The sequence below is a fragment of the Geodermatophilus sp. SYSU D00815 genome (genome assembly GCF_054050035.1).
Genome location: NZ_JBJGYO010000002.1, coordinates 344,647 through 368,815, shown reverse-complemented (window position 1 = coordinate 368,815; position 24,169 = coordinate 344,647). Strand labels below are relative to the sequence as shown.

Sequence of the window (24,169 nt, the reverse complement as noted above, 5' to 3'; positions counted from 1 at the left end):
GGCGGGGGTCACGGCCGCTGCCAAGCGGCGGCGGCGTGCGGGCGGGCACGAAACGATCACGGTGCGGCGCCCGCGCGGGCATGGGGCAGAGTGGTGCCATGGACGGGGACGCGGTCGGGAACCCCTCGGGCGACCTGCTGGTGCAGGCGGTCGAGGGCATGGACCGGCCGCTGTTCGTCCTCGACGACGACTGGCGGTTCCGCTACGTCAACCCGGCCGGGGCCCGCGTCCTCGACCGCACCGTCGGCGACCTGCTCGGGCGCGGCATCTGGCACGAGTTCCCCGAGGCGGTCGGCGGCCCGTTCGAGGAGCTCTACACCCGGGTCCGGCGGACGGGCGCGTCCGGCAGCACCGAGGCGTGGTTCGGGCCCCTGGGCAAGTGGTTCCGGGCCGACGCCTTCCTCACCGACGCCGGGCTGGTGGTCACCTACGACGACGTCACCGCCCGCCGCCGCGGCGAGGAGGAGCGCGTGGCGGCGGCCGCGCGGGCCGAGGAGGCCGGGCGGCACATCATGCTGCTGGGCGACATCAACCTGGCGATGACGTCGACCACCGACACCGACGAGGCGGTCGACCGCTTCGCCCACCTGGTGGTCCCGCTGCTGGCCGACTGGTGCCTGGTGAGCGTGATCGAGCCGGACGGGCGGCGGCGCGACGTCGGGCGGGCGCACCGCGACCCGGCCATGGTCGAGGCGATGCACCGGTACGCCGACCTGCGGGTGGCGTCCAACCGGGAGGCGGCACCCGTCCCGCGGTTGATGCGCGAGCTCGAGCCGGTGGTCGTCCAGCAGCTCACCCCCGAGCTCGTCGAGGCGATGGTGGGCGACGAGGAGAGCCGCCGGGCGCTCGCCCCGCTCCGGCCGGCCGCGGCCGCGGCGTTCCCGCTGGTGGCCCGCGGCGAGCTGATCGGCGCGCTCACGCTCGTGAACGGGCCGGAGCGCGGGCCGTTCACCGACGCCGAGCTCCGCACGGCGGAGGTCGCCTCGCGGCGGGCCGGTCTCGCGCTGGACAACGCCCGCCTGGCGGCGGCCAACCAGCAGGTCGCCGAGCGGCTGCAGCGCAGCCTCCTGTCGCCGCCGGTGCAGCCGGACCGCCTGGAGCTGGCCGTCCGCTACCGGCCCGCCACCGAGGGCGTCTCGATCGGCGGGGACTGGTACGACGCGTTCCTCCAGCCCGACGGCGACACGGTGCTGGTCATCGGCGACGTCATGGGCCACGACATCGAGGCCGCCGCCGCCATGGGGCAGGTCAAGACGCTCGTGCGGGGCATCGCGTTCGACCGTCGCGAGGAGCCGGCCGGCGTCCTGCGCCGCGTCGACCACGCCCTGGTGGGCCTCGCGGTGCCCACGCTGGCCACGGCGCTGGTGTGCCGCGTGGAGCAGGACGACGCCGACCGCCGCTCGGGGCTGCGCCGGCTGCGCTGGGCCTCGGCCGGCCACCCGATGCCGATGCTCCTGCTCGACGACGGCACCGTGCACGACCTGGAGTCCCCGGTCGGCCCCCCGCTGGGCATCGGCTGGCGCGGCCCGCGCGCCGACGGGCGGGCGCCGCTCCCCGAGGGCAGCACCCTGCTGCTGTTCACCGACGGCCTGTTCGAGCGCCGCGGGGTGCCGCTGGACGAGGGCCGTGCCCGGGTGCGGCGGCTCCTGGCCGCCGGGGCCGGCACCCCCCTGCCCGAGCTGTGCGACCGCTTGCTCGCCGAGCTGGTCGGCGACCGCGTCGAGGACGACGTCGCCGTCCTGGCGGTGCGGGCGCACCCCCTCGACGGGCCCCGGCCGCCGGAGGCCGGCCCCGAGCGGTTGCCGCCGCTCGTGCCGCCGGCCGGTTAGCGGGCCGCGGCCGCCCGGACCGCGGCGGCGACGGCGGCCACGCCCTCCGCGGCCCAGACGATCGAGTCGTGGTTGGTGTCGGGCACGGGCACCGCGGTCACGCCCTGCCGGTCGGCGCCGAGCCGGGCCAGCCGGTGCTCGTCGTAGAGCCCGGGCGGCGCGTCGGTCGTCCCGCGGGGCGCCCACAGCAGCGTGGCCGGGACCGGCAGGTCGGCGGTGGCCTCCAGCACCCGCTCGTTCGCCAGCAGGTCGGCGCCGTCGACCCGCACGGCCTCCGGGACGACGGCGCTGCGCAGCGCCGGCGGCGAGCCGGTGAGGTCGCGGGCCAGGAAGGCGGCCACCGACGGGACGTCGACCCACGGCCCGACGGTCGGGTGCCGCGCCCAGAAGGCCCGGACGGCGGCCAGGTCGGGGAACGTCGTCGCCAGCCGGTCGAGCGTGCCGCCCAGGAGCGCGGCCAGCATCGCGTCGACGTCCTCCCCCGGGGGCTGGGGGAACGGCAGGCCGCCGTCGACGAGCACGAGGCCGCGCACCCGGTCGCGCACGACGCCGGAGGCGGCCAGCGTGGCGACGAACGCGCCCATGGAGTGGCCGACGAGCACGGCGTCCCCGTCCCGGCGGAGCACGGCGGCGAGGTCGTCGGCGTGCGCGGCCAGCCCGTACGGCGGCGGCAGCGCCGCCGATGCGGCGCGGCCGCGCAGGTCGGGCGCGACGATCTCGAACTCCCCCGCCAGCTCCGCGGCGACCCGCGCCCACACCAGGGCGTTGGAGGTGATGCCGTGCAGCAGCACGGCGACCGGCGCGTGCGGGCGGTCCGCCGCCCACCGCAGGACGGCGAGGTCGCCCCCCGCGACGGGGACCGTGGTGAGCTCGGGGTCGCGCGGCTCGGGCATGACCCGTTCCTACCCCGCCACCTCGATGGCGAAGGCCACCAGGAAGCCGAGGGTGGTGATCACCCCGGTCCACGTGCGGGTGCGCTCGAACGCCTCGGGGATCATCGTGTCGGCCACCATGGTCAGGATCGCCCCCGCGGCGACCGCGGTGATCCACGCGATGACCTGGGGCGAGGCGGCGCCCAGCGCGGCGTAGCCCACCAGCGCCGCGATGCCGCTGACCACGGCGATCGCGCCCCACAGCCCGAACACGTACCGCGCCGAGCGCCCGCTGCGCTTCATGCCCGCGGCGCTGGAGAGCCCCTCGGGCACGTTGGAGATGAACACGGCGGCGAGCACCGACAGGCTCACCCCGCCGCCGCTGAGCAGGCCGATGCCGAGCACGGCCGACTCGGGGACGCCGTCGAGCAGCGCGCCGACGGCGATCGCGGTGCCGCTGCCGGCCTGCTCCTGCTCGCTGGGCTGGTCCTCGTCGGGGTCGCCGCCCGAGCGCTTGCGGTGCCGCGCGCCGCGCCGCGCCAGCAGGGCGTTGGCGCCGACGTAGGCCAGCGAGCCGGCGAGGAAGCCGAACCCGGCGGCGGCCAGCCCGCCGGTCTCCGCCGCCTCCTGCATGAGGTCGAAGGCGACCGCCGAGACGAGCACGCCGGAGCCGAAGGCCATGACCGACGCGATCACCGCCTGCGGGACGCGGACGAACCAGGCGACCAGCGCCCCCAGCACGAGGGCGGCGCCGCCCAGCAGCCCCCACAGCCCCGCTTCCACCCACGTCGGCACGGCTCGCCGGGTGCCCGTCCGAGCGCCGGGTCATGCCGACCCGTCCCGGCGCTCCTAGTCGGGGTGCGTGAGCAGGTAGCGGCCGAAGTGCGGCACGGTGAACGCGATCTGGCCGCGCTCGGCCGAGTAGACCAGCCCCTTCTTGATCAGCGAGTCGCGCGCCGGCGACAGCGAGGCCGGCTTGCGGCCCAGCGACACCGCGACCTCCGAGGTGGCGACGGCGGTGCCCTGCGGGCCGCCGAGCTCGGCCATGGCGTGCATGTACTCCCGCTCGGCCGGCGTCGCGCGGTCGTAGCGGGAGCCGAAGAAGCCCACGGCCAGCTCGGCCTCGGCGACCGGGGCCGCCATGGCGACGTCGTCGGCGGTGATCGGCGAGGCGGCCGCGACGTCCCAGGTGACCTTGCCGTAGGCCTGCACGAAGTACGGGTAGCCGTCGGCGGCCGCGTAGAGGGCGTCGAGCGCCGCCGGCTCGAAGGTGACGTCCTCCCGCTCGGCCGGGGCGAGCAGCGCCCGGTCGGCGGCGGCCCGGTCGAGCCGGTCGATCCGCAGGTAGCGGAACAGCCGCTCCGAGTAGCTCTTGGACGCCGACAGCACCGCCGGCAGGTGCGGCAGGCCGGCGCCGACGACGATCAGCGGCGCCCCCTGCTGGGACAGCTCGTGGCAGGCGGCGCAGATGGCCGAGACGTCGTCGGGCTGCACGTCCTGCATCTCGTCGATGAACAGCGCGATGCCCTTGCCCACGTCGGCGGCGAGCCCGGCGGCGTCGCTGAGCAGCTCCACCAGGTCGATCTCGATGTCGCCGGAGTCGGCCCGGCCGCTCGCCGGCGGCACGTCGATGCCGGGCTGCCACCGGTCGCGCACCTTGGCGTCCGGCTGCTGGCGCAGCGCGAAGGCCTTGACCACGCCGAGGACGGCGTCCATGGAGTCCTGGTCGGGGTGGCGCAGCTCGCGCAGCGCCATGTGCAGCGCCGAGGACACCGGGCGGCGCAGCGACTGGTCGGGACGGGCCTCGATCTTGCCGGTCCCCCAGCCGCGACCGATGGCGGCCGAGCGGAGCTGGTTGAGCAGCACGGTCTTGCCCACCCCGCGCAGGCCGGTGAGCACGAGCGAGCGCTCCGGCCGGCCGTGGGCGATCCGCTCGAGGACGACGTCGAACGCCGAGAGCTCGCCGTCGCGGCCGGCGAGCTCGGGCGGGCGCTGCCCCGCCCCGGGCGCGTAGGGGTTCCGCACGGGGTCCACGTCGAGCACCGTATGGGGCCGTCTAGCGATCGCCGTAGACATCCGTAGAACGGTGTAGCGCGTGTCGTCGGCGGGCAGCCCCCTGCGCATGACGGACGACGACCTGACCCGCGAGCTGCTCGCGCTGGAGCACCGCGGCTGGGAATCCCTGCGCGACGGCAGCGGTGCGGACTTCTACGGCTCCCTGATGACCGACGACGGCGTCATGGTGCTGGCCAACGGCGCCGTGGCCGACCGCGACGCCGTGGTGGAGGCGCTGCGCGGCTCGCCGCCCTGGCAGCGCTTCGAGATCGAGAGCGCGCGGGTGGTGGCTGCCGGGGCGTCTGCCGCGGTGCTCGTCTACACCGGCCGGGCGTGGCGCGACGAGTCCGAGCCCCCGTTCGTCGGCGCGATGACCAGCACCTACGTCCGGTCCGACGACGGCTGGCGGCTGGCGGCGTACACGCAGACCCCGGTCCCCTAGGGCTCCGGGTCGGGGTGGGGGCTCTCGGTGGCCAGCTCGCGGATGCGCTGCGCCCGGTCCTCGGCCGCCGCCGCGGCGCGCCGGTGCTCCCCGGGATCGCCGTCGCCCCGCCGCTCGGCCAGCTCGGCGAGGCGCCGATGGACCGCCGCGATCTCCATCAGCTTCGACGCCGCGTTGTAGACCGCCCCCTCGACGGCCTGCCGCTGCGCGTCGAGCAGCGTCTGCGCCGACCAGGTGTGGCCGACGTGGCAGGTGTAGGTCACGGTGCCGTCGGGGACGGACTCGTACATGCCGCCCTGGCACTCGGGGCAGCCGAGCGCCGCGGGGACGCCGAGGTCGGTCGTCGCGGTGGGGCCGGTGGGCATGGGGAGGCGTCCTTCCTGCACGCGGGGGACCGGGTCGGCGGGGTCCGGCCGGCGCACGAAGTCGTCGACGGCGGGGCCGAGCTCCGCCGACGGGAGGGCGCGGGCCCGCCGCACCGCGCGCAGGGCGGCCCGCGGCATGCTGCTCACCCGGGCCTCCGACGGCTCCTGCACCAGCACGGTGCCGTCGTTGGCGGCGACGACGGCGGCGCCGACCGCCCCGTCGTCCAGCGCCCCGGAGAGGACCACCGCCACGACGCCCGGCCCGTACGCGGTGGCCGCGCTGCGGAACAGCGCGTCCACCGCCGGTCGCTGGCGGTTCTGCCGGGGCCCCGACGAGAGGTGCACGCGGGAGTCGCGCACCACCATGTGGCGGTCCGGCGGGGCGACGAGGATCTCCCCCGCCTCCAGCCGGTCCCCCTCGCGGGGATGGCGGGCGGGGAGCGCGCCGACGCGGGACAGCACCCGCGGCAGCACGCTCTCCGAGCTCGGCTGCACGTGCACCACCACGAGGACGGCGGCCGGCAGGTCCGCCGGCAGCGCGGCCACGACCTGCTGCAGGGCCTCGATGCCGCCGGCGGAGGCGCCGATCACGACCACGCGCTCGGCCAGGGGGACCGCCTCCTCCCGCCGGGTCCGGCCGGCTCCCCGACCGGTCCCCCATCGTGGCACCGCGGCCGTCGTCTGCGCTCGTCTAGCGACGACGCTAGAGAGCGGTAGAGCGCGTCAGATGCGGGAAGCGGAGGGATGGCGGCGCTAGCGTGACCCGGTGATCAAGTTCGCGCTGAAGGTCGTGATCCTCGCGGCGGCCTTCTACGGGATGGCCTACTTCCACATCCCGGAGGGGCTGGGGGTGACCCCCAACCCCGACGGACCGCTCGGCGAGTTCGGAACCTACCTGTGGATCGGCCTGGTCTTCGGCGTCGTCAACGCGATCGTGGGACCGATCCTGCGGCTGCTCTCGCTGCCGTTCGTCATCCTCACCCTCGGCCTGTTCCTGCTGGTCATCAACGCCGCGCTGCTCGCCATCACGGCGGGGGTCACCGACCGGCTGACCGTCGACGGGTTCGGCACCGCGATCCTCGGCGGGCTCATCCTGGCCGTCGTCGGCTGGGTGGCCGACCAGGTGCTCGACCGCTAGACCCCCTTCGGGGACCCGCCGCGAGCTCGCGAGCGGTGGGGGGAAGGGGGGCCTTCGGCTAGCGTGGGCCTCCATGGCGAGCACCACCGACGTTGCTCCGGCCACCCCGGGGAACGCGCGCGGGGGCGGTGCGGCGGCTCCCACCGAGCTCGCCGCGCTGGAGGCCGAGCGGACCGAGAAGCGCGAGCTGCTGGCCCGGGCGGCCGAGACCGCCGCCGGGTCTGCGCCGCTGCCGCCCGGCTGCTCCCCCGGGGACGTCCCCGCCCTGCTGCAGCGCTACTACTGGAGCGAGCCCGCGGCCGAGGTGCTCGGCCACGACCCCGAGGAGCTCGCCGCGCTGGCGCTCGGCCACCTCCGGCTGGCCGAGGTGCGCCCGCAGGGTTCGGCGACGGTGGACGTGCAACGGACCCCCGACGCGGCCGGGACGGGCGGGCCGGCCGCGGTCGTCCGGATCGTCACCGACGACATGCCCTTCCTGGTGGACTCGGTCACCGCCGAGGTGGTCCGGCAGGGCATCGGGCTGGCGCACGTGGTGCACCCGGTCGTCGTCGTCCGCCGGGACCTGACCGGCCGCATCCGCGAGTTCTGCGACACCGCCTCCCCCGAGGGCCTGGGCCCGGACGCCCTGCCCGAGTCGTGGATGGCCGTCGTCCTCGACGGGCCGCTGGACGACGAGGCCGCCGACGACCTCGTGGCCGGGCTGCGCGCGGTGCTCGCCGACGTCCGGGCGGTCGACGAGGACGCCGGCAAGCTGCGCACCCGGGCGCTGGAGCTGGCCGGCCGCCTGGAGGCGCTGGCCGGCGAGCGCCGCGAGGCGGCGGACCCGGCCGACGACCCGGCCGAGGCGGCGGCGCTGCTGCGCTGGCTGGCCGACGGCAACTTCGTCTTCCTCGGCGCCCGCGACGTCGAGCCGGCGCCCTCGCGGGGCAAGAGCGCGGTGCGCGCCGTCCCCGGGACGGGGCTGGGCGTGCTGCGCAGCGACACCGACATGAGCGCCGCCGTCCTGGCCGCGCCGGAGGCCCGGCGCTCGACCGGGCCGCAGCTGCTGGCCGTGACCAAGGCCGACGCCCGCTCGCCGGTGCACCGCCGGGCGTGGATGGACCTCGTCGTCGTCACCCTGCCCGACGCCGACGGCAACCCCCGCCAGCACCGCCTGGTCGGCCTGTTCCCCACCGCCGCGTACACGACCAGCGTGCTCGACGTGCCGCTGGTGCGGCGCCGGGTGGCCGAGGTGATCGCCCGCTCCGGCGTGCCCGCCGACAGCCACACCGGCAAGGCGCTCCTCGACGTCCTGGAGACCTACCCGCGCGACGAGCTGCTGCAGATCGGCACCGACGAGCTGCTGCCCGTCGCGATGGCGGTGCTGTACCTGCAGGAGCGCCGGCAGACACGGCTGTTCCTGCGCCGCGACCCGGCCGGGCGGTTCTGGTCGGCGCTGGTCTACCTGCCCCGCGACCGCTACACCACCGAGGTCCGCACCCGGATGCAGCAGGTGCTGCTCGAGCGGCTGGGCGGCACGTCGATCGAGTACACCGCCTGGTCCACCGAGTCGGTGCTCACCCGGCTCCACTTCGTCGTCCGGGTGCCCCAGGGCCGGCGCGGCGCGCCGCGGCCACCGGAGGTCGACGTCGACGCGCTGCAGGCGGAGCTCGCCGCCGTCGCCCGCAGCTGGACCGACGAGCTGGCCGAGGCGCTGCACGCGGCGCACGAGCCGGCCGAGGCCGACCGGCTCCTGGCCCGGGTGGCCGACGCCTTCCCGGCCGCCTACCAGGAGGACTTCCCGGCCACCCGGGCCGTGGAGGACCTGGCGCGGCTGGAGGCGCTGCAGCCCGGCGGGATGGCCCTGCGGCTGTGGACCCCGCAGGGCGCCGACCCGGCCGAGCGCCGGCTGACGATCTACCGGGTCGGCCAGCGGCTGCTGCTCTCCGACGTGCTGCCGGTGCTGCAGCACATGGGCGTCGGCGTCGTGGACGAGCGGCCGTACGAGATCGACCGGATCGGCGCGCCGCTGGCCTGGATCTACGACTTCGGGCTGACCACGTCGGTGGCCGACCTGCCGCTGCTGCGCTCCCTCCCCGAGCGGTTCACCGAGGCGGTCAGCGCCGTGTGGCGCGGCGACGCCGAGGACGACGGGCTGGGCGCGCTGGTGCTGCTGGCCGGGCTGAACTGGCGGCAGGTCACCGTGGTGCGCGCCTACGTGCAGTGGCTGCGGCAGACCGGGCTGCCCTTCGGCCAGGGCTACGTCGAGGCGACCCTGGCCGCGCACCCGGAGATCGTCGGCCGGCTCGTCGCGCTGTTCGAGACCCGCTTCTCCCCCGGCCGGGATGCCGGCCGCGCGGCGCGGCAGGAGGAGCTCGTCGCGGCGCTGCGCCGGTCGATCGGCGAGGTGGCCTCGCTGGACGCCGACCGGGTGCTCTCCGCTCTGCTCGCCGCCGTCACCGCCACCCAGCGCACCACCTACTACGCCGGCGGTCCCCTCGCCCTGAAGATCGACCCCGCGCAGGTGCCCGACCTGCCCGAGCCCCGGCCGTGGCGCGAGGTGTGGGTGAGCTCGCCGCGGGTGATGGGCGTCCACCTGCGGTTCGGGGCGGTCGCGCGCGGCGGGCTGCGCTGGTCCGACCGCCGCGAGGACCTGCGCACCGAGGTGCTCGGCCTGGTCAAGGCGCAGATGGTCAAGAACACCGTCATCGTGCCCACCGGCGCCAAGGGCGGCTTCGTGGTCAAGCGGCCGCCGGGTGAGGGCGCCTCCCGCGACGAGGTCCTGGCCGAGGGCATCGCCTGCTACCGGCTGTTCATCGGGGCCCTGCTGTCGCTCACCGACAACCTGGTGGAGGGCCGCGTCGTCCCGCCCGAGCGGGTGGTGCGGCACGACGGGGACGACACCTACCTCGTCGTCGCGGCCGACAAGGGCACGGCCACCTTCTCCGACCTCGCCAACGAGGTGGCGCTCGAGCGGGGCTTCTGGCTCGGCGACGCCTTCGCCTCGGGCGGCTCGGTGGGCTACGACCACAAGGCCATGGGCATCACCGCCCGCGGCGCCTGGGAGTCGGTCACCCGGCACTTCCGCGAGCTCGGCGTCGACGTGCAGACCGAGGACTTCACCGTCGTCGGCATCGGCGACATGTCCGGCGACGTGTTCGGCAACGGGATGCTGCTGTCCGAGCACATCCGGCTGGTCGGCGCCTTCGACCACCGGCACGTCTTCGTCGACCCCTCCCCCGACGCGGCGACGTCGTTCGCCGAGCGCCGGCGGCTGTTCGCGCTGCCCCGCTCGTCGTGGGCCGACTACGACCCGGCGCTGATCAGCCCCGGCGGTGGCGTCTGGCCGCGGACGGCGAAGTCGGTGCCGGTGTCGCCGCAGATGCGGGCGGCGCTGGGCCTCGAGGACGACGTCGACTCGCTGACCCCGACCGAGCTGATCCGCGCGGTCCTGCTGGCGCCGGCCGACCTGCTGTTCAACGGCGGCATCGGCACCTACGTCAAGGCGCGCGACGAGAGCGACCTGGAGGTCGGCGACAAGGCCAACGACGCCGTGCGGGTGGACGGCGAGCAGCTGCGGGTGCGCGTGGTGGCCGAGGGCGGCAACCTGGGCCTCACCCAGCGCGGCCGGGTCGAGTACGCGCTCGCGGGCGGTCGGATCAACACCGACGCGATCGACAACTCCGCCGGCGTCGACACCTCCGACCACGAGGTGAACATCAAGATCGCGCTGAATCGCGTGGTCGACGACGGGGCGCTCGACGCCGCCGGGCGGGCGGCGCTGCTGGGCGAGATGAGCGACGAGGTGGCCGCGCAGGTCCTCTCCGACAACCACGCGCAGAACGCCGCGCTGGCCACCGAGGTCACCTCGGCCCGCTCGCTCCTCGACGCCCACGAGCGGTTCATCCGGGCGCTGGAGCGGTCGGGGCGGCTGGTGCGCAGCGTCGAGGCGCTGCCCGACGAGCGGGGGCTCGCCGAGCGGCGGCGGGACGGGCAGGCGCTCACCGGCCCGGAGCTGTCGGTGCTGCTGGCCTACGCCAAGCTCGAGGCCGGCGACGCCGTCCTCTCCTCGGCGCTGCCCGACGACCCGGCGCTGGAGGAGCTGCTCGTCGGCTACTTCCCCACCGCGCTGCGGGCGCGCTTCCCGGGCGCGCTGACCACCCACCCCCTGCGGCGGGAGATCGTCGCGACCGCGGTGACCAACCGGGCGGTGAACGTCGCCGGCGTCACCGGGCTGTTCCGGCTGGCCGAGGAGACCGGCGTGCCGCTGGCGGCCGTGGTCCGGGCGCACGCGGTGGCGCTGGACGTCTTCGGCGTCGACCGGCTGTGGTCGGCCGTCCGGCCGCTGGACAACCGGGTGCCCGCGGCGGCGCAGGTGGAGCTGCGCACCGAGGCCACCCGGCTGGCCGAGCGGGCGGCGCGGTGGCTGCTGCGGCTGCCCGACCTCACCGGCGAGCAGCCGGTGGCGCTGGCCGACGTGACGGAGCGGTTCGGTCCGCCGGTGGCCGCCGTCCGGGCCGGGCTGCCGCACTGGCTGCTCGGTGCCGAGGCGCACGCCTACGCGGAACGGGCGGCCCGGCTGGAGGCGGCCGGCGTGCCGGCCGGGCTGGCCGCGGAGGCGGCGGCCGCTCCCCTGCTGCCCGCGGCGCTGGACCTGTCCGTCGTCGCTGAGCGCACCGGCGCCCCCATCGAGCAGGCCGGCCAGGTCATGCAGCGGCTGGCCGACCGGCTGGCGCTGGTGCCGCTGCGCGAGCTGATCATCGGGCTGCCCCGCGACCGGCGGTGGAACTCGATGGCGCGGGCCACCCTGCGCGACGACCTCGCCGCCGAGCAGGCCGCGCTCACCGCCGACGTGCTCGCGCTGCGCGCCGGCGACGGCGACAGCCCCGCCGAGCTGGTCGAGACGTGGGCGGCGGGCTGGGACGCCGGGCAGCGGCGGGCCGCGGCGCAGCTGACCGACATCGCGGCCGGGGACCGCCAGGAGCTGGCCGAGCTGCTGGTCGCCGTCCGCACGCTGCGCGGCCTGCGCCGCCGCTGACGGGGGCGCGCGGCCGCGATCAGCCGGGCTGATCGCGACGGGTCCTCCCCCGCGGTGCGGCGCGGGGGAGGACCCGTCGCGGTGGGGGAGGACGCCGCCGCGCCCCTCGCCGGGTGGGTCGGAGGGGGTTGAGCCGGAGCCGGGACGGGCAGGGGGCGGTGGACCTGCCCCCCGTTCGAGGACGTCGCCGTGCCGCACCCCCCGCAGACCCGCTCCCTCGTCGTGCTCGGTGGCACCGGCGACCTCACCGGCCGGCTGCTGCTGCCCGGCCTCGCCGAGCTGGTGGCGGCCGGCGGCGCCGACGAGCTCGAGGAGGTCGTCGCCGTCGGTCGGGGCGACCGCAGCGACGAGGACTTCCGCGGGTGGGCGAGGGAGCGGCTGGCCGAGCACGCCCCCTCGGTGCCGGAGGAGGCGCGGGACCGGGTGGTCGGCGGGCTGCGCTACCGGGGCGGGGACGTCACCTCCGCCGACGACCTGCGCGCCGTGCTCGGCGGGACGGCGGGCGCGCCGGTGGTCTACCTGGCCCTGCCCAACACCGTGTTCCTGCCGACCCTGCTCGCGCTGGAGGAGGCGGGCCTGCCCGAGGGCGCGATCGTGGCGGTGGAGAAGCCCTTCGGCCGGGACCGCGACGACGCCCGCGAGCTCAACCGGGTGCTGCACCGGATGCTGCCCGAGGAGGCGGTCTTCCGGATCGACCACTTCATGGCCATGCAGACCGTGCTCAACGTGCTCGGGCTGCGCTTCGCCAACCGCCTGTTCGAGCCGGTCTGGAACGCCGGGCACGTCGAGCGGGTCGACATCGTGTTCGACGAGAGCCTCGCCCTGGAGGGGCGGGCCGGCTACTACGACACGGCCGGCGCGCTGCGCGACATGCTGCAGAACCACCTGCTGCAGCAGCTCGCCATCGTGGCGATGGAACCGCCGCACGCCATCGACGCCGCCACGCTGTCGGCGCGCAAGGCCGACGTCCTGCGCGCCGTCCGCCCACCGGCCGACATGGCGCGGGACACGGCCCGGGGCCGGTACACGGCCGGCCGCGTCGACGGGCGGGAGATCCCCGACTACGCAGCCGAGGAGGGGGTCGACCCGCAGCGGCGGACCGAGACCTACGCCGAGTTCACGGTCACCGTCGACAACTGGCGCTGGTCGGGCGTGCCGTTCCGGCTGCGCACCGGCAAGGCCCTGGGCTCCGACCGGCAGGAGATCGCGATCCGCTTCAAGCCGGTGCCGCACCTGGCGTTCGCCGAGGAGCAGCCCGAGCCCGTCGTCCTGCGGCTGGGCTTCGACCCCGACGGGATCGCGCTCGAGATCAACCTCAACGGCAGCGGCGACCCCTTCGACCTGGAGCGGCGGGCTCTCGACATCGCCCTGCCGCCGCCGCGCCTGTCGGCCTACGGCCTGCTGCTGCAGCAGATGCTCGCGGGGTCGGCGACCCTGTCGATCAGCGACGTCGAGGCCGAGGAGTCGTGGCGGATCGTCGAGCCGGTCCTCGCCGCCTGGGCGGCCGACGAGGTGCCGCTGCGGGAGTACCCGGCGGGGTCCGACGGCCCGGCGGCTGGTTGACTCCCCGGCCGTGACGCCGTCCTGGTTCCCCGGTCCGGACGGCGACCCGTTCCTCACCGCGCTGCGGGCCGAGGTCGCGCGCACGGGCCTGCGCGACGTGGAGCCGGCCGCCACCCACGTGCACACCGGCGGCGACGGCCTGGCGGTGTGCGCGGTCGTGCCGGGGGTCTCCGACGCCGACGCCGACGTCGCCCTGCGGCTGGACCGCGTCGACGGCTCCCTGGCCGGCCGGTGGACCGACGAGTGCCACGACCCCGACGCCGGCGCCGCGCTCCGGGAGATCGCCGCCGAGCGGTCCCCCGAGGACGCCGCCCGGCGGGCGGTCCCGTGGCTGCTCGAGCAGCTCGCCCGGCCGGTGGAGCGGCTGGAGTGGACGGCGCGCGGCCGGCCGCAGGTGCAGTGGCGGTTCGCCGACACCGGCGAGCGGCTGTGGGGCCACGACCTGCGGGGGCGGTTCGGCCGCACGATCGAGCCCGAGCGCGTCGTCCGGCTCCGCTAGGCGCGTCTCGCCCTCTCTAGCGCCACCGCTAGAGAGGTGTAGAACGGCTCAGAGGGGCGGACGGCGGTCGCCGAAGCGGGTGGCCTGCTCGAAGGCGTGGCCCACCTCGAGCACCCGCCGGTCGGCCCGCGGCGCCCCCACGACCTGCAGCCCCACGGGCAGCCCGTCGGTGGTGAACCCGCCGGGCACCGACAGCGCCGGGCAGCCGGTGGGCGAGAGGAGCGTGCAGGAGCGCATCCACTCCAGGTAGTTCTCCTGCGCCACCCCGCCGATCTCGGTGGGGTACTCCAGCTCCACGGGGAAGGGCAGCACCTGCGTCGTCGGCGCCAGCAGGACGTCGTAGCGCTCGAAGAACGCCACCACCCGCTCGTGCAGCTGCGTGTGCGCCACCTCGGCCCGGGCGACGTCGGCGCCCGTGAGCTTGGCGCCCATCTCCGCGTTCCAGCGGATGCTCTCCTTGACCAGCTCCGGGTGCCTGCGCGACTTCTCCAGGTGCGCCTGCTCGAACAGCCACGCCCGCAGCGTGCCGAACACCTCGTCGGCGCCGGAGAGGTCGGGGCAGTCCTCCTCGACGGCGGCCCCGAGGTCGGCGAAGACCTGGACGGCGCCGGCCAGCACCGCGGGGATCGCCGGGTCGACGGTCACCCGCCCGCCGAGGTCGGGCGCCCACGCCACCCGCAGCCCGCGCAGGTCGCCGTGCAGCGGCGGGGCGAAGTCCTGGCCCGGCGCCTCCAGCGAGATCGGCACCCGCGGGTCCGGCCCGGCGATCGCCGAGAGCTGCAGCGCGACGTCGGCGACCGTGCGCCCCATCGGTCCCTGCACCGACAGCGTCGACCAGCCGAGCGGGGACGGCCAGGTCGGCACCCGCCCCGGCGTCGGCCGCAGCCCGACCACGTTGCAGAACGCCGCGGGGTTGCGCAGCGAGCCGCCCATGTCCGAGCCCTCGGCCAGCGGCACCAGGCCCGCCGCCAGCGCGGCCGCCGCTCCCCCGCTCGACCCGCCGGCCGACAGCCCGTGCCGGTACGGGTTGTGCGTCACCCCGAAGACCGGGTTGAAGGTGTGCGAACCGGCGGCGAACTCCGGCACGTTGGTCTTGCCGACCCGCACCGCGCCGGCCACCCGCAGCCGCTCGACCACCAGCTCGTCGCGGGCCGGCACCGTCCTGGAGAACAGCGGCGAGCCCCACGTCGTCCGCATCCCGCCGGTGGCGTGGGTGTCCTTGTGCGCGACCGGCAGGCCGTGCAGCGGGCCCACCTCCTCCCCCGCCGCCAGCGCCGCGTCGGCGGCGTCGGCCGCCGCCCGCGCGCCCTCGACGTCGAGGGTCACGATCGCGTTGACGCCGGGGTCGACCCGCTCGATGCGGTCCAGGTGCGCCTCGAGCAGCTCCCGCGCCGAGATCGCCCGGCCGCGCACGAGCGCGGCCAGCTCCGTCGCCGGCCGGAAGCAGAGGTCCGTGTCGGGGTGGCTGCTCACCCGGCGAGGTTCCCACGCTGGGCGCGGCCGGTGACCACCTGGTCGGCCGGGACGACGAGGGTCAGCCCCGAGGCGCCGTCGGGCTCCACCGTCCACCCGTTGCGCCGCAGCAGCGCCCGCAGCCGGCCGGCGTCGGCGGGCTCGGCGGTCGTCGTCGCGAGGAACCGCGCCAGCCGGCCCTTGTGCGCCTTGTTGAAGTGGCTGACGACCGCCCGCGCGCCGTCGGGCCGCTCGCTGAGCACGGTCACCGTGACCGCCCCCGGCACCGGCGCCAGCTGGGCGTACGAGCCGCTGCGCAGGTCCACCACCAGGTCCTGCACCCCGGCGAGCACCGGCCCCAGCGCCGGCTTCCACAGCGCGCGCAGCGTGGGCAGGCCCGGCAGCTGCGAGCCGGCCGACAGCCGGTACGGCGGGATCCGGTCGCCGTCGCGCACCAGGCCGAACAGCGCCGAGCCGACCGCCAGGCGCGCCGCGGCCCGCGACCGCTGCGCCTTCGTCATCGACCGGACGTCGAGCGCGTCGTAGAGGACGCCGGTGTAGCGCTCCAGCGCCGGCGCGGTGGGGGACGAGAGCAGCGCGGCGTTGCGGGCGATCTCGCCGTCCTGCTGCGCCGACAGCCCCAGCGCCGCCCGTGAGGCCGGGACGTCGTCGGCCAGCGCCACCAGCGCCTCGACCAGCTGGGCCCGCACGGGCGTGAGCGACGGCGAGGAGAGGGAGGCGAGGTCGAGGGGGGCGCCGGCACCGCCGGGCGACTTGGTCTCGGACGGGGGGAGCAGCACGAGCACGGAGCGCCAGGCTACGTGGCCGGCGCCGACCGGTCCCGCGCCGCGCCTCGGACGGGGGCCGGGACGCCGCCCCGCCGCACCATCAGGCCGAGGAAGTCCATGGTGGTCCAGCGCTCCACCACCTGGTCGCCGCGGAACCGCATGAACGTGATGCCGGGCAGCGCGTGCATCCGTCCCGTCGCGGGCACCCCGAGGAACTCGCCGCGGTGCTCGCCGGTCACCGTGGTGCGGGCGCCGAGCAGGTCGCCGTCGACGAGCACCTCGTGGAACACGAGCTGCGGGTCGGGACGCTCCGGTGACCCGAGCGCCGACCAGAACGCCCGGTAGAACTCCGCCGCGGAGGGCTCGTCCATGGGTTCCGGCGAGGCCCCGTGGGACCTCAGGTCGTCGGCGCGGAGCTCGAGGTAGCCGGGCAGGTCGCCGGCGTTCCAGCGGCGGCGGGCGTCCTCGTGCCGTGCGGCGGGAGCCGCCATGGTCCCTCCCGGGTGCCCGGCCGCGGGAACGCTGGCACCGCGTCCGCGAGCGCGCCAGGGAACTCCCGCCCGTCAGCCGGCCAGTTCCACCACCACCGGCGCGTGGTCGCTGGCGCCCTTGCCCTTGCGCTCCTCCCGGTCGATGAGCGCCCCGGTCACCCGCCCGGCCAGCGCCGGGGAGCCGAGCACGAAGTCGATGCGCATGCCCTCGCGGCGGGGGAAGCGCAGCTGGGTGTAGTCCCAGTAGGTGTAGACCCCGGGCCCGGGGGCGTGCGGGCGGACGACGTCGGCGTACCCGGCGTCGACGATCGCCCGGAAGGCGTCCCGCTCCGGCGGCGTGACGTGCGTGGAGTTCGCGAAGACCCGCATGTCCCAGACGTCGTCGTCCTGGGGAGCGATGTTCCAGTCCCCCACCAGCGCCACCTGGGCGCCGGGATCGGCGGTGAGCCAGCCGGCGGCCGTCGACCGCAGCGCCGCGAGCCAGTCGAGCTTGTAGGTGTAGTGCGGGTCGGTCGGGGTCCGGCCGTTGGGCACGTACAGGCTCCAGACCCGCACGCCGCCGCAGGTGGCGCCGAGCGCCCGCGCCTCGGTCTCTGCCTTCTCGCCCCAGCACGGCTGCCCGGGGAACCCGATCTCCACGTCGTCGATGCCGATGCGGGACAGGATCGCCACGCCGTTCCACTGCGAGTAGCCCACGTGCGCGACCTCGTAGCCGAGCGCGCTGAACACCATCTCGGGGAACTGGTCGTCGCGGCACTTGGTCTCCTGCAGGGCCAGGACGTCGACGTCCCGCCGCTGCAGCCAGGCCGCGACCCGGTCGGCCCGGGTCCGGATGGAGTTCACGTTCCAGGTCGCCAGCCGCACGGGACCGACCATACGGAGTGCCAGGGACGCGATCTCCGCGCCGTGGCACTCCGCTCAGGCCCGCCGCTCAGGCCCTCGCCGCGGCTCGTGCTCGCTGGCGCTCGCGGTTCTCCACGAACCGGGTGGCCTGCGCGTCGAGGCCCTCCAGGAAGGCGGCCAGCTCCTCGCGGGCCTTCTCGCCGGCCGGGCCGAGGTCGGTGCGCTCGAACACCTTCCAGGCGCGCAGCACCGGGCTGACGACCTCGTCGTGGTGCAGCCGCAGGTCGTAGATGCCGGCCTTGGCGATCAGCATCGAGTTGCGGCGGAAGCCGGCCATCGTCGCGCCGGGCATCTCGAAGCCGACGACCTCCTTGGTCACCGCCTGCATCGCCAGGTCGGGGTCGACGTCGAAGGCCGCGCCCATGAGGTTGCGGTAGAAGACCATGTGCAGGTTCTCGTCCGTGGCGATCCGGGCGAGCAGCTTGTCGGCGATCGGGTCGCCGGTGGCCCGGCCGGTGTTGCGGTGCGAGACCCGGGTGGCCAGCTCCTGGAACGAGACGTACGCGATCGCCTCGAGGGGGGACTTGTCCCCGGAGTCGTAGCCGGTGGTCATGTAGTCCATCCGCGCCCGCTCGAGTTCCACGGGGTCCACGCCCCGGGTGACGACGAGGTAGTCGCGCAGCGCGATCCCGTGCCGGTTCTCCTCCGCCGTCCAGCGGCCGACCCACTGCCCCCAGGCGCCGTCCTTGCCGAACCGGGTGGCGATCTCCCGGTGGTAGCTCGGCAGGTTGTCCTCGGTGAGCAGGTTGGTGATCATCGCCGCCTTGGCGGTCTCGTCCAGGCGCGACTGCTCGGGCGACCAGTCCTCCCCGCCGAGGAACGCGAAGTTCCGGCCCTCGTCCCAGGGGATGTAGTCGTGCGGGTGCCACTCCTTGGCCAGCGACAGGTGCCGGTCGAGGTTCTGCGCCACCACCGGTTCCAGCTCGATCAGCACCGCGCTCTGCGGCGACGTGCTCGACATGACCACCTCCGGGTTCCCTACGACTGCGTAACCTACGCTGGCGTAGCCGACGGACTCCGATCAACTCCCAGTGCCCAGGTGAGGCTCACCTCACGCACGAGCACGTCCGGTTCCCCACGACGGCCACCCGGGACGCCATTCGGTGCGATCATCGTCTGGTGACCAGCGATTCCGAGCGGTGGAGCGCGCGTGCGCGCTGATCCCGACGCCCCCTCGGCCACCGGCCCGGAGGAGGAGCGGCCGCCGCGCCACCGGCACCGTCGCCGGCCGGCCCGCAGCTTCGCCGCCGCGCTGGGCCTGACCGCCCTCGGCGCACTGGTCCCCGGCACCGCGTTCCTCGTCGCCGGCCGCCGCCGGCTCGGGGCGGTCACCCTCGCGCTCTTCCTGGTGCTGGTCGCCGGCGGGGTGTACCTGGCCACCGGCGGGCGGCGCGCCGCCGTCCGGCTCGCCGTCGACAGCAGCTCGCTGCTGTGGCTGATCGGCGGCCTGGCCCTCGTCGGGCTGCTCTGGGTCGCCGTCGTCGTCGCGGGGTACCGCATGCTCGTCCCGGCCCGCACGCGGCCGCTGCAGCACGTCGTCGGGGCGGTGCTCGTCGTGCTGCTCGCCGCGGGGGTGGCGCTGCCGGCCTTCTGGGGGGTGCGGCTGGTCGACGCCCAGCGCGGGCTCCTCGACGGCGTCTTCGCCGAGGACCGCGAGTCGGCCACGGTCGAGGAGACCGCCGACCCCTTCGGCGAGCAGGAGCGGGTGAACGTGCTCCTCCTCGGCGGCGACGCGGGTCCCGGCCGGGAGGGCGTGCGCACCGACACGGTGATCGTGGCCAGCATCGACACCGAGACCGGGGACACGGTCCTGTTCAGCCTGCCGCGCAACCTCGAGGACCTGCCGTTCCCGGCCGACAGCCCGCTGGCCGCGGTGTACCCCGACGGCTTCGACGCCGGCAGCGAGAGCGAGAGCCTGCTCAACGCGGTCTACCGCAACGGCCCGGCGATGTACCCCGACATCCTGGGGCCCACCGACGACCCCGGCGCCGACTTCCTCAAGCTGGGCGTCGGCGAGGCGCTGGGCCTGGACATCGACTACTTCGTGCTGGTCAACCTCGAGGGTTTCAGCCAGCTGATCGACGCCCTGGGCGGGATCACCGTCAACATCAACTACTGGGTGCCGATCAACGGCGACCCGGGCACCGGCGAGCTCCCCGACGACTACCTCGCCCCCGGCGCGAACCAGCGCCTCGACGGGTTCCAGGCGCTGCAGTTCGCCCGCGGCCGCTTCGGCCTCACCGACTACGACCGGATGGCCCGCCAGCGGTGCACGATCGACGCGATCATCGACGCCGCCGATCCCGTGACCCTGCTCCGCCAGTACCAGGACATCGCCCGCACCACCCAGGACATCGTCAGCACCGACATCCCGCAGTCGGTCCTCGGCGACTTCGTCGACCTGGGCTTCCTGGTCAAGGACGCCGAGGTGCGCAGCGTGGTCTTCGACAACACGCTGATCCACCCGGCGTACCCGGACTACGCGCTCATGCGGCAGATCGTGCAGGACGCGATCGAGCCGCCGGCGCCGCCGGCCACGAGCAGCAGCGCACCGCCGTCCGCGACCACGCCGCCGGCGACCCCGACGGCCGGCGAGGCCCCGCCGCCGTCCTCGGCGCCGGTCGCCGACGTCAGCGACGCGTGCGCGTACAACGCGCAGCAGGCGCAGGAGCAGCTGGCCGCGGGCAAGCCGCCGTCCCGCGCCGGCTGAGGCCCGGCGGGAGGGCCCTGCCCTACCCCGCCAGGACGACGACGAGCGTGCGCGGGCCGTGCACGCCCTCGACGCGGGACAGCTCGATGTCGCTGGTCGCCGACGGGCCGCTGATCATCGTCAGCGGCGCGACCGGGTCCAGGCGGGCCAGGCCCTCCGGGACGCCGCCGACGACCCGGTCGGCGGTGACGACGCAGACCAGGCAGTCGGGCAGCAGGGACAGCGCCCGCCGGCCGGTGGCCGGCGTGCCGTCGAGCACCAGCGTGCCGGTCTCGGCGATCGCCACCGCGGTCCCGGTCACCGTCGCCGCGAAGGCGGCCAGCTCGACCGCCGGCCGGCCGTCGTCCTCCGTCACGCCGTCGGGTCGCCAACCGGTCGGCAGGCCGGGGGCGACGACGACGTCGGCCGGCCGCCACCCCTCCCCGAGCCCGGCGGTGAGCGCCGCCGCGACGGTCGCGGCGATCTCGTCCGGCGCGCAGCGCAGCACCTGCGCCTTGTAGTCCACGAGCCGGTCGACCAGGACCTCCCGCAGCACCTCGGGCGCGCGCCCGTCGGTGGTGCGGTAGCCGCGGGCGACCTCGGCCGCGGGCGGGCGGGTCGCGCCCAGCGCCGTCCGGATGCGGCCGAGCACCTCGTCGCGGGCGCTCACCGCCCGTGCTCCTCGGTCCACTGCTGCACGAAGGTCTTCGCCGGCGGCGCGGGCAGGTCGCGGGTGCGGGTCCACCTCGACGCCGGCGGCGGCAGGGTGGCCGGCAGGACGGGCCTGCCCCGGGCGAGGAAGCGCCCCAGCCCGGCCGCGCGCTGGGCGGCGTGCCACAGCCGCGGCGACGACATCGCCCGCGCCAGCCACCGGAAGCCCAGGCCCTCGACCGTCGTCCGCCGCTGGGCCTCGACGTGCTCGGCGCGCAGGTGCACGAGGATCGACGGGATGTCGATCGCCACCGGGCAGACGTCGTAGCAGGCCCCGCACAGCGAGCTCGCGTAGGGCAGCGACGCGTTGTCCTCGACCCCGGTCAACTGGGGGGACAGGACGGCGCCGATCGGCCCGGGGTACACCGAGCCGTAGGCGTGGCCGCCGGTGCGCTCGTAGACCGGGCAGACGTTGAGGCAGGCCGAGCAGCGGATGCAGTGCAGCGCCTCGCGGCCCACCTCGTCGGCCAGCGTCGCGGTCCGCCCGTTGTCCAGCAGCACGAGGTGGAACTCCTGCGGCCCGTCGCCGGGCGTCACCCCGGCCCACAGGGAGGTGTACGGGTTCATCCGCTCGCCGGTGGAGCTGCGCGGCAGCAGCTGCAGGAAGACCTCGAGGTCGCGCCAGGTGGGCACGAGCTTCTCGATCCCCATGACCGTGATCAGCGTCTGCGGCAGGGTCAGGCACATCCGCCCGTTGCCCTCGCTCTCCACGACCGCCAGCGTGCCGGTCTCGGCGACGGCGAAGTTGGCCCCGCTGATCGCCACCCGCGCCCGCAGGAACCGCTCCCGCAGGTGCGCGCGGGCGGCCATGGCCAGGCGGCGCGGCTCGTCGGTGAGGTCCGGGTCCACCCCCGGCATGGTCCGCAGGAAGATCTCGCGGATCTCGGCCCGGTTCTTGTGGATGGCCGGCACGAGGATGTGCGACGGCTTGTCCTCCCCCAGCTGCACGATCAGCTCGGCGAGGTCGGTCTCGTGCGCGGCGATGCCGGCGGCCTCGAGCGCCTCGTTGAGCCCGATCTCCTGGGTGGCCATCGACTTGACCTTGACCACCTCGTCGGCGCCGGTGGCGCGCACCAGCTCCAGCACGATCGCGTTGGCCTCGTTCGCGTCGCGGGCCCAGTGCACCGTGCCGCCCCGGGCGGTGACCTGGCGCTCGAGCTCCTCCAGGTGCTCGTCGAGCCGCGCCATGGTGGCGGCCTTGATCGCCCGGCCGGCCTCGCGCAGCTGCGCCCAGTCGGGCACCTCGCCGACCACCGCGGCCCGCTTGCCCCGGATCGTCGTCGTGGCGTGGCCCAGGTTGGCCCGCAGCTGGCCGTCGCGCAGCGCCTCGCGGGCGGCGTCGGGGAAGGGCTTGTCCCCGCGCAGGTTGCCGACGTGCCGGGGGGCGGTGGGCAGGCCGAGGAAGGTCTGGCTCACGCGGTCACCGCCGGCCGGGTGGACTGGCGCGGGGAGACCTCGTCCTCCGTGGAGGCGAGGATCTCGGCCAGGTGGACGGTGCGGGTGCCCGAGCGCAGACGCGACAGCCCGCCGCCGATGTGCGTCAGGCAGCTGGCGTCACCGGCCGTGCACACCTCGGCGTGGGTGGACAGCACGTTCGCCATCTTGTCGGTGAGCATCGCCGTGGAGGTGTCGGCGTTCTTGACGGCGAACGTGCCGCCGAAGCCGCAGCACTGCTCGGCGGCGGGCAGCTCGACCAGCTCCAGCCCGCGGACGGCGCGCAGCAGCCGCAGCGGCCGGTCGCCCACCCGCAGCATGCGCAGCGAGTGGCAGGTCGGGTGGTAGGTGACCCGGTGCGGGTAGTAGGCGCCGACGTCGGTGACCCCGAGGACGTCGACGAGGAACTGGGAGAGCTCGTAGGTGCGCTCCGCCAGCGCGGCGGCCTCGTCGGCCAGCGCCGCCTCCCCCGCCCGGCGCAGCACCATCGCCTGCTGGTGGTGGATCGAGGCCACGCACGAGCCGGACGGCGCCACCACCGCCTCGACCCCCGACGCCAGGGCGTCGCGGAAGGCGCGGACGTGGTTGGTCACGACCGGGACGGCGTCGCGCCGGTAGCCGGTGTTGACGTGCATCTGGCCGCAGCAGGCCTGGCCCGGCGGGACGACGACCTCGTGCCCGAGCCGCTCCAGCAGCCGTGCGGTCGCCATCGCCACCTGCGGCGCCACCGTGTCGACCAGGCAGGTCGCGAACAGCGCGACTCTCATGCGGTTCCTCTCGTCGCCGCCCTGCGGCGGACCATGCTCGACTCCCGGACGATGAGCACCGGCTCGAACACCGGCTGCTCGTGGCGGTGCCCCTCCCCGCGGGCCTCGTCCATGAGCAGCTCGGCGGCCCGCCGGCCCAGCTCGCGGCGGGGCTTGCGGACCGAGGACAGCGGCACCGCGGCAGCCGCGGCGAAATCGATGTCGTCGTAGCCGACGATGGCGAAGTCGTCGGGCACCGCGATGCCGTGCCGGACCATCTCCTGAAGCATGCCAAGTGCCAGCAGGTCGTTCGCGCACACCGCCGCCGTGGGGCGCCGCGAGGCGGGCAGGCCGATGATCCGCTCGGCCGCCTCCCGACCGCCCGCCACGGTCAGCGCCTCGGGGGACAGCACGAGCAGGGCGTCGTCGGAGCCGGCCACGTCGCGCACCGCCGTCTCCACCCCGGCGTGCCGCTCCTGCACCTGCGACAGCCCCGACGACCCGCCGACGAAGGCGATCCGCCGGTGGCCGCGCTCGAGCAGGTGCTCGGCGGCGAGCCGCCCGCCGAGCACGTCGTCGACCGCGACCGCGCACTGCGCGGCGTCGGGCGCGCGGCGGTCGAGCAGCACGACCGGGACGCCGCGCTGCCGCAGGGCGTCGAGCCGGGGCGAGAGCTCGGCGGTCGGCGTGACGAGGACGCCCTGCACCCGCTGCTCGGCCAGCACGTCGAGGTAGGCCGACTCCTTCTCGGGGCGGTCGTCGGAGTTGCACAGGATGACGGCCAGGCCCGCGGCGTTCGCGACGTCCTCGACGCCGCGGGCGACGTCGGTGAAGAACGGGTTGGCGATGTCGAGGACGACGAGCCCGATCGTGCGGCTGCGCCCGGCCCGCAGGTGGCGGGCCGACTCGTTGCGGACGAAGCCCAGCCGCTCGATCGCCTCGAGGACCCGGTCGCGCGTCGTCTCGCTGACCGCCTGCGGGCGGTTGAGGACGTTGCTGACCGTCCCGACCGAGACGCCGGCGAGGCTCGCCACGTCCCGGATGCTGGCGTTCAGCTGCGCCTCCTCGGATGCGTTGAACCGTCTCAAACCCGGCCGGTCGACCTCGCCGAGCAGGCCAGGGACCCGGGGGCGCCATGGCGCTTGACACATTCCTAGCACGGGCCCTACTGTCGG

Annotated in this window: 20 protein-coding genes; 7 read left to right on the top strand and 13 right to left on the bottom strand. The window is 75.8% G+C overall.

Annotated features, from left to right (window positions below; all coding sequences use genetic code 11):
* Positions 1 to 98: 98 nt before the first annotated feature.
* Entirely contained in the window at positions 99 to 1,829 is a 1,731-nt protein-coding gene (locus ACI78S_RS04455; RefSeq protein WP_456971008.1) for a SpoIIE family protein phosphatase, read from the top strand.
* Here the strand turns inward: ACI78S_RS04455 and ACI78S_RS04450 are convergent.
* Genes ACI78S_RS04450 through ACI78S_RS04440 form a run of 3 tightly spaced genes read right to left on the bottom strand, consistent with a single transcriptional unit; the run spans position 1,826 to position 4,735 of the window.
* On the bottom strand, positions 1,826 to 2,722 hold the full coding sequence (locus ACI78S_RS04450; protein ID WP_456971007.1) for an alpha/beta fold hydrolase: 897 nt from the start codon (positions 2,720 to 2,722) through the stop codon (positions 1,826 to 1,828). The genes ACI78S_RS04455 and ACI78S_RS04450 overlap by 4 nt on opposite strands.
* A 9-nt stretch (positions 2,723 to 2,731) precedes the next feature.
* On the bottom strand, positions 2,732 to 3,496 hold the full coding sequence (locus ACI78S_RS04445; protein ID WP_456971006.1) for a ZIP family metal transporter: 765 nt from the start codon (positions 3,494 to 3,496) through the stop codon (positions 2,732 to 2,734).
* A gap of 54 nt (positions 3,497 to 3,550) precedes the next feature.
* A complete protein-coding gene (locus ACI78S_RS04440) occupies positions 3,551 to 4,735 on the bottom strand; it encodes an AAA family ATPase (RefSeq protein WP_456971005.1) in 1,185 nt (394 codons plus the stop codon).
* Between the two features lie 88 nt (positions 4,736 to 4,823).
* On the opposite strand from ACI78S_RS04440, the gene ACI78S_RS04435 reads away from it, so the two are divergent.
* Entirely contained in the window at positions 4,824 to 5,198 is a 375-nt protein-coding gene (locus ACI78S_RS04435) for a nuclear transport factor 2 family protein (protein WP_456971004.1), read from the top strand.
* On the opposite strand, the gene ACI78S_RS04430 is transcribed toward ACI78S_RS04435, so the two are convergent.
* Positions 5,195 to 6,232, bottom strand: coding sequence for a chemotaxis protein CheB (locus ACI78S_RS04430; RefSeq protein ID WP_456971002.1), 1,038 nt, complete (start codon positions 6,230 to 6,232; stop codon positions 5,195 to 5,197). The two genes, ACI78S_RS04435 and ACI78S_RS04430, sit on opposite strands and share 4 nt — an antisense overlap.
* 97 nt (positions 6,233 to 6,329) lie before the next feature.
* On the opposite strand from ACI78S_RS04430, the gene ACI78S_RS04425 reads away from it, so the two are divergent.
* The 4 genes from ACI78S_RS04425 to ACI78S_RS04410 all read left to right on the top strand — a co-directional run bounded on the left by ACI78S_RS04425 (position 6,330) and on the right by ACI78S_RS04410 (position 13,780).
* Positions 6,330 to 6,701, top strand: coding sequence for a phage holin family protein (locus tag ACI78S_RS04425; protein ID WP_456971001.1), 372 nt, complete (start codon positions 6,330 to 6,332; stop codon positions 6,699 to 6,701).
* A gap of 73 nt (positions 6,702 to 6,774) precedes the next feature.
* Positions 6,775 to 11,718 (top strand): NAD-glutamate dehydrogenase, encoded by a 4,944-nt coding sequence (locus tag ACI78S_RS04420; RefSeq protein ID WP_456971000.1) that lies wholly within the window; start codon positions 6,775 to 6,777, stop codon positions 11,716 to 11,718.
* Between the two features lie 189 nt (positions 11,719 to 11,907).
* The gene (locus tag ACI78S_RS04415) at positions 11,908 to 13,281 is read left to right on the top strand and encodes a glucose-6-phosphate dehydrogenase (protein ID WP_456970999.1); all 1,374 of its coding nucleotides are present in this window, start codon (positions 11,908 to 11,910) and stop codon (positions 13,279 to 13,281) included.
* Positions 13,282 to 13,291: 10 nt separating this feature from the next.
* Complete coding sequence (locus ACI78S_RS04410) at positions 13,292 to 13,780, top strand: hypothetical protein (RefSeq protein WP_456970998.1); 489 nt, start codon at positions 13,292 to 13,294, stop codon at positions 13,778 to 13,780.
* Between the two features lie 48 nt (positions 13,781 to 13,828).
* Here the strand turns inward: ACI78S_RS04410 and ACI78S_RS04405 are convergent, their stop codons facing one another.
* The 5 genes from ACI78S_RS04405 to ACI78S_RS04385 all read right to left on the bottom strand — a co-directional run bounded on the left by ACI78S_RS04405 (position 13,829) and on the right by ACI78S_RS04385 (position 18,375).
* Positions 13,829 to 15,253 (bottom strand): amidase, encoded by a 1,425-nt coding sequence (locus ACI78S_RS04405; RefSeq protein WP_456970997.1) that lies wholly within the window; start codon positions 15,251 to 15,253, stop codon positions 13,829 to 13,831.
* Complete coding sequence (gene yaaA / locus ACI78S_RS04400; protein ID WP_456970996.1) at positions 15,250 to 16,038, bottom strand: peroxide stress protein YaaA; 789 nt, start codon at positions 16,036 to 16,038, stop codon at positions 15,250 to 15,252. The genes ACI78S_RS04405 and yaaA overlap by 4 nt, the downstream gene beginning before the upstream one ends.
* A gap of 11 nt (positions 16,039 to 16,049) precedes the next feature.
* A complete protein-coding gene (locus tag ACI78S_RS04395; RefSeq protein WP_456970995.1) occupies positions 16,050 to 16,511 on the bottom strand; it encodes an ester cyclase in 462 nt (153 codons plus the stop codon).
* 72 nt (positions 16,512 to 16,583) lie between these two features.
* On the bottom strand, positions 16,584 to 17,375 hold the full coding sequence (locus ACI78S_RS04390) for an exodeoxyribonuclease III (RefSeq protein WP_456970994.1): 792 nt from the start codon (positions 17,373 to 17,375) through the stop codon (positions 16,584 to 16,586).
* Between the two features lie 67 nt (positions 17,376 to 17,442).
* Positions 17,443 to 18,375, bottom strand: coding sequence for an acyl-ACP desaturase (locus ACI78S_RS04385; RefSeq protein ID WP_456970993.1), 933 nt, complete (start codon positions 18,373 to 18,375; stop codon positions 17,443 to 17,445).
* 189 nt (positions 18,376 to 18,564) lie between these two features.
* Here ACI78S_RS04385 and ACI78S_RS04380 point away from each other — a divergent pair, with 189 nt between their 5' ends.
* The gene (locus tag ACI78S_RS04380; protein ID WP_456970992.1) at positions 18,565 to 20,124 is read left to right on the top strand and encodes an LCP family protein; all 1,560 of its coding nucleotides are present in this window, start codon (positions 18,565 to 18,567) and stop codon (positions 20,122 to 20,124) included.
* Between the two features lie 22 nt (positions 20,125 to 20,146).
* Here ACI78S_RS04380 and ACI78S_RS04375 read toward each other — a convergent pair whose 3' ends face one another.
* The 4 genes from ACI78S_RS04375 to ACI78S_RS04360 are packed head-to-tail and all read right to left on the bottom strand — an operon-like array spanning position 20,147 to position 24,028.
* Complete coding sequence (locus ACI78S_RS04375; protein WP_456970991.1) at positions 20,147 to 20,773, bottom strand: LutC/YkgG family protein; 627 nt, start codon at positions 20,771 to 20,773, stop codon at positions 20,147 to 20,149.
* A complete protein-coding gene (locus ACI78S_RS04370; protein ID WP_456970990.1) occupies positions 20,770 to 22,230 on the bottom strand; it encodes a LutB/LldF family L-lactate oxidation iron-sulfur protein in 1,461 nt (486 codons plus the stop codon). The genes ACI78S_RS04375 and ACI78S_RS04370 overlap by 4 nt, the downstream gene beginning before the upstream one ends.
* Positions 22,227 to 23,015, bottom strand: a complete 789-nt coding sequence (locus tag ACI78S_RS04365) for a (Fe-S)-binding protein (protein WP_456970989.1) — start codon at positions 23,013 to 23,015, stop codon at positions 22,227 to 22,229. Before ACI78S_RS04365 ends, ACI78S_RS04370 begins: the two co-directional genes overlap by 4 nt.
* Positions 23,012 to 24,028 (bottom strand): LacI family DNA-binding transcriptional regulator, encoded by a 1,017-nt coding sequence (locus tag ACI78S_RS04360; protein ID WP_456970988.1) that lies wholly within the window; start codon positions 24,026 to 24,028, stop codon positions 23,012 to 23,014. Before ACI78S_RS04360 ends, ACI78S_RS04365 begins: the two co-directional genes overlap by 4 nt.
* Positions 24,029 to 24,169 lie beyond the last annotated feature (141 nt).

Excerpts from the sequence above, each read along its gene's own strand:
- ACI78S_RS04365 (WP_456970989.1), bottom strand. The coding sequence starts at position 23,015 with ATGAGAGTCGCGCTGTTCGCGACCTGCCTGGTCGACACGGTGGCGCCG.
- ACI78S_RS04420 (WP_456971000.1), top strand. The coding sequence starts at position 6,775 with ATGGCGAGCACCACCGACGTTGCTCCGGCCACCCCGGGGAACGCGCGC.
- ACI78S_RS04395 (WP_456970995.1), bottom strand. The coding sequence starts at position 16,511 with ATGGCGGCTCCCGCCGCACGGCACGAGGACGCCCGCCGCCGCTGGAAC.
- ACI78S_RS04450 (WP_456971007.1), bottom strand. The coding sequence starts at position 2,722 with ATGCCCGAGCCGCGCGACCCCGAGCTCACCACGGTCCCCGTCGCGGGG.
- ACI78S_RS04435 (WP_456971004.1), top strand. The coding sequence starts at position 4,824 with ATGACGGACGACGACCTGACCCGCGAGCTGCTCGCGCTGGAGCACCGC.
- ACI78S_RS04455 (WP_456971008.1), top strand. The coding sequence starts at position 99 with ATGGACGGGGACGCGGTCGGGAACCCCTCGGGCGACCTGCTGGTGCAG.
- ACI78S_RS04385 (WP_456970993.1), bottom strand. The coding sequence starts at position 18,375 with ATGTCGAGCACGTCGCCGCAGAGCGCGGTGCTGATCGAGCTGGAACCG.